At 67.1% G+C, this 15,552-nt stretch carries 15 protein-coding genes; 10 read left to right on the top strand and 5 right to left on the bottom strand.

Translation table 11 applies throughout. The features are described 5' to 3' along the window. The gene (locus ACMGFE_RS25035) at window positions 1–1,599 is read left to right on the top strand and encodes an FAD-dependent oxidoreductase (RefSeq protein ID WP_436927994.1); all 1,599 of its coding nucleotides are present in this window, start codon (window positions 1–3) and stop codon (window positions 1,597–1,599) included. Between the two features lie 45 nt (window positions 1,600–1,644). On the opposite strand, the gene ACMGFE_RS25030 is transcribed toward ACMGFE_RS25035, so the two are convergent. Continuing rightward, complete coding sequence (locus tag ACMGFE_RS25030; RefSeq protein ID WP_436927993.1) at window positions 1,645–2,112, bottom strand: SPW repeat protein; 468 nt, start codon at window positions 2,110–2,112, stop codon at window positions 1,645–1,647. Window positions 2,113–2,481: 369 nt separating this feature from the next. On the opposite strand from ACMGFE_RS25030, the gene ACMGFE_RS25025 reads away from it, so the two are divergent. Continuing rightward, window positions 2,482–3,030 carry a hypothetical protein gene (locus tag ACMGFE_RS25025; protein WP_436927992.1) on the top strand — a complete coding sequence of 183 codons (549 nt, stop codon included), beginning with the start codon at window positions 2,482–2,484 and terminating at the stop codon, window positions 3,028–3,030. 246 nt (window positions 3,031–3,276) lie between these two features. Here the strand turns inward: ACMGFE_RS25025 and ACMGFE_RS25020 are convergent, their stop codons facing one another. Continuing rightward, window positions 3,277–3,831 (bottom strand): four-helix bundle copper-binding protein, encoded by a 555-nt coding sequence (locus ACMGFE_RS25020; RefSeq protein WP_436927991.1) that lies wholly within the window; start codon window positions 3,829–3,831, stop codon window positions 3,277–3,279. Window positions 3,832–4,034: 203 nt separating this feature from the next. On the opposite strand from ACMGFE_RS25020, the gene ACMGFE_RS25015 reads away from it, so the two are divergent. Continuing rightward, the gene (locus ACMGFE_RS25015; RefSeq protein WP_436927990.1) at window positions 4,035–4,439 is read left to right on the top strand and encodes a DUF6788 family protein; all 405 of its coding nucleotides are present in this window, start codon (window positions 4,035–4,037) and stop codon (window positions 4,437–4,439) included. 1,193 nt (window positions 4,440–5,632) lie between these two features. Then, a complete protein-coding gene (locus ACMGFE_RS25010) occupies window positions 5,633–6,832 on the top strand; it encodes a Cdc6/Cdc18 family protein (RefSeq protein WP_436927989.1) in 1,200 nt (399 codons plus the stop codon). A 466-nt stretch (window positions 6,833–7,298) separates the two neighbouring features. Here the strand turns inward: ACMGFE_RS25010 and ACMGFE_RS25005 are convergent, their stop codons facing one another. Next, complete coding sequence (locus ACMGFE_RS25005; protein ID WP_436927988.1) at window positions 7,299–7,832, bottom strand: hypothetical protein; 534 nt, start codon at window positions 7,830–7,832, stop codon at window positions 7,299–7,301. Between the two features lie 789 nt (window positions 7,833–8,621). Here ACMGFE_RS25005 and ACMGFE_RS25000 point away from each other — a divergent pair. Beyond that, complete coding sequence (locus tag ACMGFE_RS25000; protein ID WP_436927987.1) at window positions 8,622–8,969, top strand: hypothetical protein; 348 nt, start codon at window positions 8,622–8,624, stop codon at window positions 8,967–8,969. Between the two features lie 30 nt (window positions 8,970–8,999). Here ACMGFE_RS25000 and ACMGFE_RS24995 read toward each other — a convergent pair whose 3' ends face one another. After that, window positions 9,000–9,944 carry an ABC transporter permease gene (locus ACMGFE_RS24995; protein WP_436927986.1) on the bottom strand — a complete coding sequence of 315 codons (945 nt, stop codon included), beginning with the start codon at window positions 9,942–9,944 and terminating at the stop codon, window positions 9,000–9,002. 150 nt (window positions 9,945–10,094) lie between these two features. On the opposite strand from ACMGFE_RS24995, the gene ACMGFE_RS24990 reads away from it, so the two are divergent. Genes ACMGFE_RS24990 through ACMGFE_RS24980 form a run of 3 tightly spaced genes read left to right on the top strand, consistent with a single transcriptional unit; the run spans window position 10,095 to window position 13,617 of the window. Then, on the top strand, window positions 10,095–11,306 hold the full coding sequence (locus ACMGFE_RS24990; RefSeq protein WP_436927985.1) for an ABC transporter permease: 1,212 nt from the start codon (window positions 10,095–10,097) through the stop codon (window positions 11,304–11,306). Further along, complete coding sequence (locus tag ACMGFE_RS24985; protein WP_436927984.1) at window positions 11,307–12,377, top strand: ABC transporter ATP-binding protein; 1,071 nt, start codon at window positions 11,307–11,309, stop codon at window positions 12,375–12,377. Next, window positions 12,370–13,617, top strand: a complete 1,248-nt coding sequence (locus tag ACMGFE_RS24980; protein ID WP_436927983.1) for an ABC transporter ATP-binding protein — start codon at window positions 12,370–12,372, stop codon at window positions 13,615–13,617. The genes ACMGFE_RS24985 and ACMGFE_RS24980 overlap by 8 nt, the downstream gene beginning before the upstream one ends. Window positions 13,618–13,746: 129 nt before the next feature. Here ACMGFE_RS24980 and ACMGFE_RS24975 read toward each other — a convergent pair whose 3' ends face one another. After that, window positions 13,747–14,325, bottom strand: a complete 579-nt coding sequence (locus ACMGFE_RS24975) for a CinA family protein (protein WP_436927982.1) — start codon at window positions 14,323–14,325, stop codon at window positions 13,747–13,749. A gap of 118 nt (window positions 14,326–14,443) precedes the next feature. Between ACMGFE_RS24975 and ACMGFE_RS24970 the strand changes: the two genes are divergently transcribed. Both ACMGFE_RS24970 and ACMGFE_RS24965 read left to right on the top strand, forming a co-directional pair. Then, the gene (locus ACMGFE_RS24970; protein ID WP_436927981.1) at window positions 14,444–14,869 is read left to right on the top strand and encodes a hypothetical protein; all 426 of its coding nucleotides are present in this window, start codon (window positions 14,444–14,446) and stop codon (window positions 14,867–14,869) included. Further along, a complete protein-coding gene (locus ACMGFE_RS24965; protein WP_436927980.1) occupies window positions 14,866–15,429 on the top strand; it encodes a hypothetical protein in 564 nt (187 codons plus the stop codon). The genes ACMGFE_RS24970 and ACMGFE_RS24965 overlap by 4 nt, the downstream gene beginning before the upstream one ends. The last annotated feature ends 123 nt before the right edge of the window (window positions 15,430–15,552 follow it).

Below are 15,552 nucleotides of genomic sequence, written 5' to 3'. Positions count from 1 at the left end.
ATGACACCCTCAGACGACGCGGCTCGCGCGACCGGGAGCGATGACCTCGCCGGCCGCCACGGCTCGATCTGGATGGACACGTCCGAGCGGACGGACTACGACGCCCTCGACGGCGACCTGCGCGTCGATACCGCCGTCGTCGGCGGCGGCATCGCCGGCGTCACGACCGCCTACGAACTCGTGGAGGCCGGCCAGTCGGTCGCCGTCCTCGAACGCGACCGGATCCTCGACGGGACGACCGGGCGCACCACCGCCAAGGTGACCTCCCTCCACGGGCTCGTCTACGACCACCTGATCGACCACTTCGGCGAGGAGCGCGCCCAGCAGTACGCCGACGCCAACCAGGCCGCCATCGAACACGTCGCCGACACCGTCGACGCCCTCGGCGTCGACTGCGAGTTCGGCCGCGCGCCGGCGTACACCTACGTCGAACCCGGCGGGAAGCGCCGAGACGTGCGCGCGGAAGTCGACGCCGCCCGCCGGCTCGGCCTCCCCGTCTCCTTCGTCGAGGAGACCGACCTCCCCTACGACGTCGGCGGCGCCGTCCGCTTCGACGACCAGGCGTACTTCCACCCCCGCAAGTACCTGCTCGCGCTCGCCGAGGCGGTGGCCGCCCAGGGCGAGGGGACCGGGAGCGCTGACGGCGGTGCGACCGGCGGCGTCTTCGAACAGACGACCGTCCGCGAGATCGACGACGGCGACCCCTGCCGCGTCGGCACCGACCGCGGCGAGGTCGTCGCCGACGCCGTCGTCGTCGCGTCGCACTTCCCGATCGCCGACGACGCGCTGTACTTCTCGCGGCTCTCCCCGAAGCGGTCGTACGTCGTCGCCGCCCGGCTCGCGGGCGAGGTCCCGGAGGGGCTGTACTACGACCCCGAGGAGCCGTACTTCTCCGTGCGACCGCACGCCGGCGCGGACTCGCTCGTGCTGATCGGCGGCCAGAACCACCGGACCGGCCACGCCGACAGCACCACGGACCGCTACCGGAAACTCGAACGGCAGGCCCGCGAGCGGTTCGACGTCGACTCAATCGAGTACCGCTGGGCCACACAGGACTACAAGTCGATCGACCGTGTCCCCTTCGTGGGGCGGGCGGCGCCACAGACCCGCGACGTCTACGTGGCGACTGGCTTCGGCGGCTGGGGGATGACCAACGGCGTCGCCGCGGGCCTCCTCCTCGCGGACCTGATCCGCGACCGCGACAACCCGTGGACGGACGTCTACGACCCGACGCGCTTCGAGTTCGGCGCCTCGAAGTCCGACCTCGTCTCGCACAACAAACACGCGATGAGCCACCTGTTCGGGGGATACGTCGAGTCCCGTCCCGACCTCGACCTGTCGGGACTTGCCCCCGGCGAGGCGACCGTCGCCGACGACCGCGACGACCCCGTCGCGGCCTATCGCGACGAGGACGGGGAGGTCCACGCCGTCTCCGCCGTCTGCCCGCACATGGGCTGTCTCGTCTCCTGGAACGACGGCGAGGAGTCGTGGGACTGCCCCTGTCACGGCTCGCGGTTCGACGTCGACGGGACCGTCCTCGACACGCCGGCGGTCGACGACCTCGACGCTGTCGACGTCGAGTACCCCTCTAACCGCTGAACTGCGAAAAATACCGCTCGGGTCACTTCCCGGTCGACGGCCCGGTCAGGTCCGTGCCGCAGGCGTCGCGACGTCGGTGTCGCGCGCCTCGTAGGCGCTGTAGGCGCCGAGGAGGAACGTGAGCAGGCCGACGACGATGTCGTTCCAGAACTCGATGTCCGTCTCGACCGCGGCCGTCCCCTCTGTCGAGCCGAGGATGAACGGCGTCGCGATCAGCCAGAGCCCGAGCAGTGCGACGAACGCGCCGACGCCGACGCTGCCGAGCTGGTCGTTCGCGCGGCGGTAGTAGTTGTAGCCGCCGAGCACGACCAGTGCTGCGCCGACGATGACGTCGCTCCAGAAGTTCCCCGCGATCGGGTCGAGGAGGAACGACTGCGCGAGCATCCACAGCCCGAGCAGCGCGACGAGGAGCGAGATCCACTTCCCGCTCTCCGTCGGGTTCGTGTCTACCTCGCGTTCGTCGTAGTCGTCCTCGCGGTACTCGTCCTGGTCGTATGCGTCGCTCTCGCTCATGGGTATCGCCGGTCGTCAATTGGGTCTGGAGACGTTTATATTGCCGACTCCGTCCACCAGACGCCTGCCGAGAAAGGCGCCCCTAGACGCTCAACAGCCGAAAACGGTACATCTGTTCGCTCGTCGGCCCTTATCCGTTCGACCCCGCGGCTGTTCCGCCGACCGGGGCCACCTCCGCCGCCCCGGATCGCAGGCTCGCCTCCCCTACCCGGCGGCGGACTGACGGCTTCCAGTTGCCGGTGGACGGATACCGGATTCCAACCACTCCCCGTCTCCGGCCGGGTTCACCGCCCGTGGCCGACGACCCCCCGGCCGGTCCCGGACACTGCGTACCGAGCACTTAGGGACCGAGGACGCGACGGATCGACCGTGAGCCGAGCAATTTCGGAACGACGTGAGAGCGACGCCCACGACGGCCGGTCTGCCTCCGGCGGGAACACCGCACTCGTGGGACGGGCCCGCCGCGGACTCGAAGGTGGCCTCCTCGCGACGCTCGTGATGACCGTCTACCGACTCCCGGTGAGCCGCTCGCTGCCACCGACGGCCGAGTTCTGGGCGCAGTTCGTCGGGAGCGGAGCGCCCGAGGACGACCCTATCCCCGCGCTCGTCCTCCACTTCGCGTACGGCGGCGCCGCCGGCGCGGCGTTCGGCGCGCTGTTCCGCGGGCGAGAATCAGTCGCTCGCGACGAGTCCGCTCCCGACCGGCCGCCCGGCCCGCCGACGTACTCCGGAGAGGTCCCCACGACCGTCGCCGGGTTGCTCTACGGCCTCGCCCTCTCCGCGTTCGGCGAACGGGTCGTCCTCGGGACGATCCTGGGCACCGACCCCGACGACCGCGTCGCGTTCCACGTGGGCCACGCCCTCTACGGGATCACGCTCGGCGCCTGGGTCGGCACGCGAACCACGGAACGCGAGTGAGCGACACAAGCGAGTGAGCGACACAAGCGAGTGAGCGACACAAACGAGTGAGCGACGCAGGCGAGTGATTGACGCCGGCGAGAAAGAGACACCAGCGAGTGACCCACGCCTGCGCGAACGACTGACGCATCTCGCCGTCTGTCGCGAGCCTGGAGACGTCGGCCGGCTTCGGAAAGAACGGAGAAACGGAGCCGTCGCGAGCGGTCGACGGGTGACCGCCTGGTTGCGGTTGCTGTCCGCAGCGCCCTACCAGGTCTGCTGGGCGCCGCGCAGACCGCCCATCTGTTGCCCACCCGCCTGTTGTCCGCCCATCTGTTGCCCGCCCGCCTGTTGTCCGCCCATCTGTTGCCCGCCCGCCTGTTGTCCGCCCATCTGCTGCCCCTGCGTCAGCTGCTGGGTCGCGGAGACAGCCTGCGGGAGGACGCTCGCGCACTCCTGGCAGTGTGACGCCTGGTGGTGGCCGCACTCCTGGGCGCACTCCTGGGCGGCCTGCTGGAAGGCCTGGACGATCTGTGTCGTGTACCGCGACGAGCGCGGCGCCGTCGCGAGGACCGTCTCCCCCAGTTCGACGACGTCCTCGCACAGTCGGATGCACTCTATCATGTTCGGATCCGCGTCCTGAATGCACTGGTCGGCACACCACCCGCAGACCTGGACCGCCTGCGCTACCTCGTGGAGCGCCGTCCGGGTCTGCTGTGGGAGCGTTCCGCCGGACTGCATCGCGGGCTGTTGGGCCATCTGATTCCCCTGACTCGTCGGTCCGAGTTGCTGTGACATGAGAGATACCGGGCGTGAACCCATCTGGCGTTTCCCCAACCGCTCACATATAAACAGCCGATAGTTGTCCCATCTATACGGCTGTTACTTCGCGCTCGTCGCCGTTCCGGGCCGGAAACGTGGTCTTACTCCGCCGCCCCGGGTCGTGCCTCGGTCACATCGGTCCGTGTGCCCCGTGTCTTAGGTAACAAACGTCTTGTGCTCGTGGACCTATCGTTACATAAGAGATGACCGACGGAGCAGACCGATCCGCCGAGTCCGATCCCGGCGACGATACCGCCGCTGATTACGAGGCCGATCCCGACCGTTCGTCGAGAGTCGAGGAGCTCCCGAAGTATCTCCGCGAGGGGCTCGCGAAGCAGGACGTGGAGTCGTTGCGGATCGTCCAGCGGTACGTCGACGAACTGCTGGACGAGAAGGAGCGACCTGTCGAGCGGGACGACCTCCCGGAGACGGCGGATCCGGTGGCGGAGACGACGGACGGATACATCGTCGAGGAACTCGTGAAATGCGGAAAAGACGGCTGCAAGTGCGCGTCGGGCGCCGAGAGCGACATGCACGGCCCATACGAGTACCGGTACTACCGGGACGGCGACGGGACGCTCCACAAGGAGTACGCGGACAACGAGTGAGTGCCCCGTACCGTGAGTTGAACGACCCCGATCCCCGGAGGCCGACTGACCGAGACGATAAAAGTAACAGATGTGATAGATGGACGATCGAGCGGGCGAAACGGCCGAATCGGAGCGGTGGTCGAGACACACACACCACGTTTCCGGTGAAACGGGGGGAGAGGGTGGGGGTGGGGTGGGGGTGAGGAAGGGAGGAGGTGTTCAACCAGCGGGGTACTGTGACGCCACCGGATCATGTTGCCGGATCAGCCCACAACAGTGAACCCACCATACGACTTAAAACAGAGAATGTAACATAACACACACTCAGATGCTGGCTACACACCAGCTATACACTACTACTTACTTTTACTAAAGAAAGATTTAATTAATATAATAAATCCAAGTGCCGTTCCAGGCAGTGCACTCGAAATAGACGTCGAACAGTCCGTCTCAGGCAGATCGAGGATCGATTACGTTTAGGAAAATCCGGATTTGTATCTCTTGGTCTCTTGAGTTTGTATTCCACTAGACTAGCATCCGATTTCACGGTACTCCTACTACACTAGATAGATAGCTAGAGGTCCTTTTTAGTACCTTTATATACTTCTTTAAGTGAACACCGCTATCGTGTGGTCTGTTATCGCTCCTGTTGATCGGACAGTTGGTCAGTTCTCGGTCGGAACTCTCCTCACTCCCGTTCCCGTTCGTAGTTCACTCTTTCCGGAGTGGAACGACGACGTGATACTGTTCCCGGTCTCCGAGCTGAACTCGTTCCCGGACATCGCGAACGGGTGGGTATCACACACCACGTTTCCGGTGAATTCACGGATCCTGTCCAGCTGCAGATGTCGCCGTATCTCCGAGGTACGTGCTCTCTATTGCTAATTCTCTTTCCAATTACGTCACCGTTCTACGCCGGTGTGCTACCTCTCGATACCCGTCGTTGACGCGGATTTCGACGGCATCGTCGGGATCGTTGCACACCGATCGCACTCGTTCTCGACAGGGTCGGTATCGGACGTTCGGGTGATCGTCTCGACTCGCCCCGCCCCGCAACCCCCGTTTCCCCTGGAACCCTCTCCCCCCGATTTCCCCGTTTCACCGGAAACGTGGTGTGTGTGTCTCCCCACCTCGCTCACCCCTCCATCCGAAAATCTCCGCAGCTAGGAAAGAATAAAGTGATTTCACCGGAAACGTGGTGTCACCCTCGCATGTCAGACTCCGACGATCTGTTCATACGCGAAGACCCGATCTTCGTCCAGAAGGAGCTGCTGGAGATCAACCACCTCCCGGACGAGGGGCGGATCGTCGGCCGCGACGAGGAGATCCAGAACCTCGCGAACGCGGTCAACCCGGCCATCTTCGGTCAGAGCCCGAGCAACGTCCTCATCTACGGCAAGACGGGCACCGGGAAGTCCCTGTGTGCGAAACACGTCTCCCGGCGACTCGTCTCGACGGCGCACGACGAAGCCGTCGCCGCGACGTTCGCGTACGTCGACTGCGCCCAGGACTCGACGGAGACGCAGGCCGTCCAGACCATCGCGGCGTCGCTGAACGACCCCGACCGAACGGGCATCAAGATCCCCGACAAGGGCATCGCGACGTCGACCTACTACAAGCGGCTGTGGGCGATCCTCGACGACTGCTACGACGTCGTTCTCGTCATCCTCGACGAGATCGACAAGCTCGAAGACGACGACATCCTGATGCAACTGTCCCGGGCGGGCGAGGCGGGCAAGATCGACTCCTGCAAGATCGGCGTCATCGGCATCAGCAACAAGATCAAGTACAAGGAAGAACAGCTCAACGAGCGGGTCAAGTCAAGCCTCTGCGAACGCGAGTTCGTCTTCCCGCCGTACGACGGGACTCAGCTCAACCACATCATGGAAGCGCGAAAAGACGCCTTCCGTGACGGCGTCCTCGAAGACGGCGTCATCCCGAAAGCGTCGGCGCTGGCGGCGCGGGAACACGGCGACGCGCGCCAGGCGATCGACATCCTCCGCTACGCCGGCGAGATCGCCCAGTCCCGCGGTGCGGACCGCGTCACCGAGGAGTTCGTCGTCGACGCTCGCGAACGGGCCGAGACGGACCGCTTCCGGGAACTCATCCGGGGGTCGACCCCGCACTCCCGGTACGTCCTCCAGGCGCTGACCGTCCTCTCGCTGAACGAGACCAACCAGGACGGCTTCCGAACGACGGAGGTCTACGACGTCTACAAGGAGATCTGCCGACAGGAGAGCTCGGACATGCTCTCGCTGCGGCGCGTCCGCGACCTGCTCAAGGAACACGCATTCCTCGATATCATCGAACAGTCGCGACACAGTGGCGGGAGTGCTGAGGGGAGCTACACCAATCACAAACTCCTCGAGGACCCTGCGGTCGTCCGAGACGTCCTCGCGGACACTATTTGAGCCGTCACGGACCGCTCTGATCCGCCACGAACGCGTCCTGACCCATCGCGAACCCACTCTGATCCATCACGGGCGCGCTCTGCCTCGTCACGAACCCGCCCTGTCCCCTCACGAACCCGTCCCAGCCCACTCCTGCGAACCGCTCGCCGCCGATCGGCCATCGCCCGATTCACCGGAAACCCGGTGTCTCACACTGTGCTGCGGCGCTCCCGTCGAGATACGGGTTTCACTGGAAACCCGGTGTGCCGCACGGCCGAATTTCGACACGACTCAGGGTCTCCCCGCTCGATTCACCGGAAATCCGGTGTCTCGATTATCGAGCGTCTACCGGCGCCGCGTGTCCTTCCTCTCGAGGGTCTTATGTAACGAAACATCTCCCGGTACGCGTCGATGTTACATAAGACTCCCAGAGCGGTTTCGGCGGGATCGCCGGGAGACTGCCGAAGTACCGAAAGAAACCGGAAAATCAGTCGCGTGCGAGATAACCAGACGCCTGTTCGACCCACGGGGTCGGTTCGTTGGGGCCGGCAGCCCGGTCGCAGGACTGTAAGCGATGGGCAACGACGTCGGAGACGGCACTTCCCTCGACGCGCGATACGCTCTTGGGACGGAGGCCGAGGCGGGACTGCATTCCGTTGAACCGCTCCATCGGCTCGCGGTCGCGGTCGTCGTCGTCGTCGGACGTTCGGACGGACACCTTCGTCACGATCGACGAGACGGCCGATTCGGTCGCCTCGTCGCCTTCCTCGCTCTCGTCGTCGCCGCCGACTTCTTCGGATCTGAGCGCACCGGCGCTGAGCTGTTCGGGATCGACGTCGGCACGGCCGACGTCCCCGCCGATGCCGACGTCCGAGATCGCTCCGGCCGGCCGGTCGTCTGGTCTGTCGGCGCGCTGTTTCTGCCCGTTCATCTGTCGGTGGATCCACGGGCCGTTCTGACCCGATTTGTCCGGAACGTCGAGATCGCCATCGCCGTAGCTGTCGCGGCGACGGCCGTGCATAGGTTCGTGAAGACTCATGGTGAGAGTTCGCTGGGTCGCTATCGTCCGGTCGCAGCCGTACGTACCCCCCAAATCCGCATAAACCCACGATATCGTTCGATCTGTCCCGTCTACGGAAAGTCGGCGTTACTCGCAACGGACCCGTGCACACCCGATTACTCCGGTTCACCGACGTGAGACTGGACAGATGTGGCCCCGAGAACGGAGTAACCTCGGCTGAACGAGCGCCCGCGTTCGCGTAATACACTACCTACTCCCGGAATTACACCGGTACGACTGTAAGCCGATCGCCCGGGTCGGATCGCCGGACGGCGACCGGGGTGGCAGCCGATGCGATAACATACCGAACGCGCAGTGTTCCGACGACCCGACGAAACGGCTCGAACAGTCGGGGATCGGAGTACGCCTGTTTCGAGTGGACGGGCCCGCCGGAAGCTCGTGCGTGACGGTGAACTCGGACGTTCGTCCCGGACGTTCGTCCGTTGAAGTGAACGGACTCGTCTGCGGTCCTCTCACAGATCTGAATCCCACGACGACGGGATCGAACCCGGATCTCGATCCGACGTTCGGACCGGTGTTTGCGTGATAATACGTCGTTATGGTGAGAGAGTGAAGTCGGGAAGTAACGAGCAACTATCTGCAAATATATTATATAGGTAATGTGGTGTTTCTGGTATCGAATCCGTGCAACCGGGTGGGGGACTCGGGGTTTACTGGTTCCGCTCGGGGAAGCGGTCGGGGCGGACCCGACTCCACAGCGTTCTTGCTGGTCCGGTCGGTGAGTCGGATATGGAGAACCTCTGGATCGCGGCGGGCGTCGGCGCCGCGGCGCTGTTGCTCGTCGTCGCCGTCGTCCGGCGGCGATCCGCGGACGGTCGAGCGTCGAAGCGGGCACACGACGCGGCGCAAGAGCGCGAACCTCCGGTCGAGATCGGCGAGACCTACGAGTTCGGCGTCGCCGAGTTCACGGACCACCACTCGGGCGACAGGGTCGCCGTCGGCAAGGTCGAGGGGTTCGTCCTCTTCACGGAGGACGTGCCGGACTCGCTCGCCGAGGGCGACGCGATCCGGGCGCGGGTCCTCTCGTTCAACCGGGGGCGGACCTCGGCCGACGCGACGTTCGTCGAGCGCGTCTAGTCGCGCCCGATCGGCGCGACGCGACCGCCGTCAGCGCGACTCGCCCTCCGATCGGATCCGGGGGTCCAGCGAGCCGTAGAGGACGTCCTGCAGGAAGTTGCCGGCGACGCCGAAGACGACGAGGACCATCGTCGTCCAGATGACCAGCGCGGTGTCGCTGGCGCGGACGGCCCGGAGGCTCGCCGCGGCCAGTCCCCGGATGCCGACGACCGCCTCGATGATGTAGATGTTCAACACGAGCACGGCCAGCAGTTCGGTCATCGACAGCGAGACGATCGGGATCGCCGCGTTGCGGAGGACGTGCCTGGCGAGTCGGAGCCGGTCCGCGCCTTTCGCGCGGAGCATCTTCACGAACGAGCGGCCGGTCTGTTCGAGCGCGGACGCGCGGGCGAACCGCACCTGTCCCGCGAGGAGGCTCACGGCGACGGCGACGGTCGCGAGCGCGTGCCGGCCGAGCGCCGGGACGGCCCCGTTCGTCGCTCCCAGGTGGCGGAGGTAGATGACGAACATGAAGACGGGGACGCCGAACAGCGCGTAGGCCGCGATCCGGACCGACCAGTCGAAGCCGCTGTCCTTCGAGAGCGCGGCGAACAGGCCGAGCACCACGCCGAGGACGACAGCGAGCGCGACGCCCGGGATCACGTATCCCAGCGTCGTCTGGACGCGCCCGTCGAGGACGGCGATCACCGGCTGGCGGTAGGCGAAGGAGTAGCCCCACTCCAGCGTCGTCACGTCGACGAGCCAGTCGACGTAGCGCTCGTGGAACGGAACGTCGAGGTTGCGCGCCTGGAGGTACCCCTGTCGGATCTCCTCCAGTCGCTCCTCGGACGCGCCGCCCCACTCCGCGAGGGCGACCCGGCGCTTCATCGGCAGCAGGACGACGCTGTTGATGATCAGGAACGTCACGGTCACGACCGCGTACACGGACAGGACGGCGAAGGCCGCGCGCCTGGCGAGGAAGCGGAGGTAACTCATCTGTCTGTCGGGGGGAACTCGTCGGTCGAGGCCTCCCCGGGACCCCGTCGCGATCGGTTCGGAGGCGTGCCGTCGGGAACCATCGGTCGTTCCGGGGTATGTCATAACAGATAATAAAGTTTCATTTGGGCGGCCGACCCACTGGGGGCCATGCCCTCCAGCGATTCCAATTCGCCCGAGTTCACCCGGATCGACTGGGACGCGGAGGCGGGGGGTCGACGACGTCCGGCCGCCCGGACGCTCGCGTTCGTCCTCGCGCTCGCGGCCGTCGGCGCGCTGCTGGCGTACGATCTGCTCGTCGCACCGGCGAAGACGATCCCGCCGCTCGAGTGGGACGTTCGAAAGGTAGGCTGGATCGTGCTCGTCTCGCTCGTGGTCCTGGGCAGGTACGTCCTCGTTCCGCTGGTCGCGAACCGCGAGCGGACCGCTCGCCACGGCAGGGCCTTTCTGCGACGGCCGGTCGGCGTCCTGGCGCTCGCGTACCTCGTCGCGTTCGCGGTGCTGGGACTGCTCGGACCGGACGTCTTCGAGTTCACCTACGCGAAGCCCGCACACAACCTCCAGCCGCCGGTGTTCGGAAGCGTGAACATGAGCGTCACTGACAGCTACTCCTGCATCGGCCCTGTCGTCGACGGCCACTGCCAGGGCACCTGGCAGTACCCGCTCGGGACCAACTACATCGGCGAGAACGTGATGGAACACTTCATCTCGGGGGTCCACGTCGCGTTCAAGGCCGGGATCTCCACGGCGGTCATCATGGCGGTCGTGGCGACCGTCGTCGGGACGACCGCGGGCTACTACGGCGGCTGGGTCGACGACGTGTTGATGCGCTACGTCGACGTCCAGCAGACGGTCCCCGCCATCGTCGTCTACATCGTCGTCGCCACGCTCTACCTCGGCAACGTCGAGAACATCTCCGACGGCGGCCTGTTCGCCTTCGTGCTCGTGTTCGGCCTGCTCGACTGGGGCGGCATCGCGAGGCTCGTCCGCGGTGAGGCGATCCAGCGGCGCACCGCCGGCTACGTCCGCGCCGCCAGGGCCGCCGGTGCCAGTGATCTCCACGTGATCCGCCGCCACGTCGTCCCCAACTCGACGGCGACCATCGTCACCGCGCTCACCCGCCGCATCCCGCTGCTCATCCTCGCACAGGTCGGCCTGGCCTACCTCGAGCTCAACCGCACGCGCCCCGTCTCGCTGGGCGGCGTCATCCGATTCGGCCTCCGCGAGCGCTACATGCCCTGGCACGCCAAGTGGTGGACGACGCTCCCGGCGGTGCTCATCCTCGTCGGTCTCGTCGTCGCGTTCAACGTCTTCGGCGACACCGTCCGCGACGTGCTCGACCCCCGCGAGGAGGTGCGGTAGATGGCCGACCCGCTGCTCTCCGTCCGGGACCTGTACGTCCGGTTCGGCGGCGACGACGGGACCGTCCGCGCGGTCGACGGCGTCGACTTCGACGTGCGGGAGGGCGAGACGGTCTGTCTCGTCGGCGAATCGGGATCCGGCAAGACCGTCGCCTGCGAGTCGATCACGCGCCTGATCTCGGCGGGCTCGGCCGAGATCACGGGCGAGGTCCGCTTCGACGGGACGGACCTGACCGGCCTCTCCGAGTCGACGCTCGAATCGTACCGCGGCGGCCGGATCGGCCACGTCTTCCAGAACCCGCAGGACGCGCTTGACCCCGTCTACACCGTCGGCGCGCAGGTGGTCGAGGCGATCCGGATCCACCGCGACGTCTCGAAGTCGGCGGCCCGCGCGGAAGCGATCGACCTCCTCGACCGCGTCGGCATCGGCGACGCCGCGGCCCGGTTCGACGACTACCCCCACCAGTTCTCTGGCGGGATGAAACAGCGCGCCGTCGTCGCGATGGCGCTCGCCTGCGATCCCGATCTGCTGATCGCCGACGAACCGACCACCGCGCTCGACGTGACCATCCAGCGGCAGGTCCTCGACCTCCTCGCCGACCTGCAGGCCGAACGGGAGATGGCGCTGCTGTTCGTCACGCACGACCTGGGCGTCGTCGCCGAGATCGCCGACCGCGTCGTCGTCATGTACGCCGGGAACGTGATGGAGTCGGGCGGCGTGTACGACGTCTTCGAGACGCCCGCACACCCCTACACGCGGGCGCTGCTGGCGTGTCTCCCCGGTCGTGGCGAGGGGTTCGAGACCATCGACGGGTCGATACCAGACCCGACCGATCCGCCCGACGGTTGCCGGTTCCACCCCCGCTGTCCCCACGCAGTCCCCGAGTGTGACGACGGCGACCAGCCTGCGTTCCGCTCGGTCGAGTCGATCGGCGGCGCGACCGCCGAGGGTGGACCGGGCGACGGCGGGGCGATCGAGCGCGAATCGGGCACCGCCGACCATCGGGCGTCGTGCGTGCTATACGACGACGTGCACACGCTCCCGACCGACCTGGAGGTGGCCGATGACTGACGACGCGCTGCTGTCGGTTCGCGACCTGGAGAAACACTACCCGGTCCGCTCGGGACTGCTCCGGCGGGTCACCGGCCACGTGAAGGCCGTCGACGGCGTGAGTTTCGACGTGCGAGCGGGCGAGGCGTTCGGGCTCGTCGGCGAGTCGGGCTGTGGCAAGTCGACGACCGCGTCGGCGCTGCTGGGACTCGAAGCCCCGACCGGCGGGGAGGTCCGCTTCGACGGGCGGGCGGTGTCGTCGCTCGACGGCGACGAACTGGAGCGGTTCCGCCGGCGCGCCCAGGTCGTCTTCCAAGACCCCAACTCGGCGTTCGACCCGCGACTGACCGTCGGCGAGTCGGTCGCCGAGCCGCTCGCGATCCACGGGATCAGCGACCCCGACCGCCGCCGGGAGGTCGCCGTCGACGCGCTCGAACGCGTCGGCCTCTCTGCGGCCGACGCCGACCGCTACCCCCGCGAGTTCTCCGGCGGGCAGAAACAGCGGGTCGCCCTCGCCCGCGCGCTCGTCCTCAACCCCGACCTCCTCGTCGTCGACGAGCCCGTCAGCGCGCTCGACGTGAGCGTCCAGGCGGAGATCCTCTCGCTGCTGGAGGAGTTGCGCACCGAACTCGGCCTCGCGATGGTCCTCATCAGTCACGACCTGAGCGTGGTTAGAGAGGTGTGCGACCGCGTCGGCGTGATGTACCTCGGTGAGATCGTCGAACGCGGACCCGTCGACGCCATCTTCGCCGACCCGCAACACCCCTACACCGGCGCGCTCCTCTCGTCGATCCCCGAACCGGACCCGCGCGCTCGCGACGAGGCCGTCGAGCTGACCGGCGACGTACCCGACCCCGCGGCCCCGCCCGCGGGGTGTTCGTTCCACCCGCGCTGTCCGAGCGTCATCCCGCCCGACGGGTTCGAGTTCGCGGACGGGCGCTTCCGCGCGGTCCACGACCTTCGGCTGGCGGTCGCGGACGGGACCGTCGATCCCGCCGAGTTCGACGAACCGTCGGCGGTCCGCGCCGAGTACGGACTGCCCGCCGAACTCTCCGATCCCGACTCCGAGCGCGTCCTCGACGAGGCGATCCAGTCGCTGGTAGCCGGTGACGTCGACGCGGCGGCGGCGCGGCTGGGCGAAGCGTTCGGGAGCGTCTGCGAGCGGGAGGACCCGTCGCTCGAACCGACCGAAGCGGGTCACCCGGCGGCGTGTCTGCGCCGGGGCGAGTCGATGCCGGCGGGCCAGACTGACGCCGAGTGAAGGCGTCCGAGGCGATTCCGTTTTCCCTCGTTTCGTCTGTTCGGACACTGTCCGAGGAAACGCAACGAGGGAAACGCACAGTGACGCTATTTTCGGCAGACTGGCACAGTTCGGCGTCCGTGACCCCACTCAGGGCAGCGACTCGATCCGCTCCAGTGCCGCGGTCAGCGCCCGCTCGACGATCTGTTCTTTCACTTCCTGTCTGGACCCGTCGAACTGGGAGCGTTCGACGACGGCGAAGGGATCGGCGCCGGGGCCGTCGACGCGGTCGGAATCGTCGTCGCCGCTGGTGTCGTCGCTGTGGGCGCTGGCATCGGAACCGGCATCGCCGCGGCCGGCGTAGGCGATCCCGACGTAGACGGTCCCGACGGGGGCCTCGTCCCCGCCGCTCGGGCCGGCGTAGCCGGTCGTCGAGACGGCCCAGCCGGCGCCGGTCTCGTCGCGGACGTGCCGGGCCATCGCGCTCGCGACGGGTTCGCTCACCGCGCCGTGGCGCTCCAGCGACTCCCGGGAGATCGCGAGCAGCCGGCGTTTCGTCCGGTTCGTGTAGCTGATGATCCCGCCGACGAAGTACTCGCTCGACCCCGCGACGCCGGTGACGGTCGAACCGAGCAGACCGCCGGTGCACGACTCCGCGACGGCGAGCGTCTCGCCGCGTTCGGTGAGCGCGTCGCCGAGGCGTCCCGCGACGGACCGGTCGTGGGTCATGGTCGCCGATACGCGGCCGGCTGGTAAAACGTTCGTCAGACTCGCTGGCTCGGCGTGTGCAAGGTCTGCACATCGCGGCGAAACCGTTATCGGTCCGTGTGCAAAACGTGCACACGAGATGAGCGCGAGCGACGACCCCCGACGCGTCCACTTCCAGTCGCCCGAGTACCTCGTCGAGCGGCTGGACGCGATCGCGGACCTGTTCGACACCGACCGGACGGACCTGCTGGTCGAGGCCATCCGGGAGTACGTCGAGGAGACGGCCGAGACAGAAGCGTTCCGGAAGCAGGTGGCGCGGAAGTACTACGCCGACCAGCTGGAGTTCGACGCTGTCGAGCAACTCGTCGGGCCCGAGTCGGCCCAGCGCCTCCGGCTGTTGAAGGCGGACCTGGAGAGCGACCCGCTCGACCTCGCTCCGCCCGACGACACCGACGTCTACGACGGCGATCCGGAGACGGTCGATCCCGACGGCGACGACGGTTCGGCGGGCGTTACGGATTCAGCCGGCGCTGACGATTCGACCGGCACCGACGCCGATCGATGAGCGCCGGATCGCGGCTCCGTACGGTCGTCGCGGACACGAGCGCACTCGTGAGCCTGGCCGTCCCGCGGGCCGACGGGGGGTGGGAGGGCGGCGACCCGTTGCAGTACCTGTTGACCTCGTGTACGCTCCTCGTCCCGCCGGAGGTCGTCTCGGAGCTCAAAGACGTCGCCCAGTACCGCGATATCCACGCCGTCGCGGCCGGCAACGCCCTCGCCGCGCGGGACCACTATGCGGTGCGAGACCCGTACGAACTCCCCGACGCGCCCGACTCGCGGCCGGCGTTCGGACTCGACGACGGCGAGACGGACGGGGTCGTCCTCGCGAACGCCGAGGGGGTCGACGGCCTCCTGACCGACGAGTTCGGCGGCACGAACTTCGCGCTCGTCCACGCCGCGCTCCGGGGCCCGCGGATCGTCCCGACGCCGCGACTCGTCTGCGATTACGCACACAACGGGTACCTGGCCCACGACGACGCGCGAGCGCTCGTCGAGCGCATCGGACGCCACCGGAGCTGGGAGGACAGCCCGTACGTCGCGCAACTGCTGTCCGGACTGGAGTGAGCCGAGGGCATCACCGACCGCGTATACAGATGATCACTGTGAATACGCACCCTCCTCGACGACAGCGTTTCCGACACGGAGTAGACGAGGGGAGGAACCCAGCCAAAACGATAATGGGCGAGT

It is taken from the genome of Halosimplex amylolyticum, assembly GCF_051414035.1.
Lineage (GTDB): Archaea > Halobacteriota > Halobacteria > Halobacteriales > Haloarculaceae > Halosimplex > Halosimplex amylolyticum.
The sequence above is the reverse complement of the archived record's forward strand: the minus strand, read 5'-3'. Positions and strand labels throughout refer to the sequence as shown.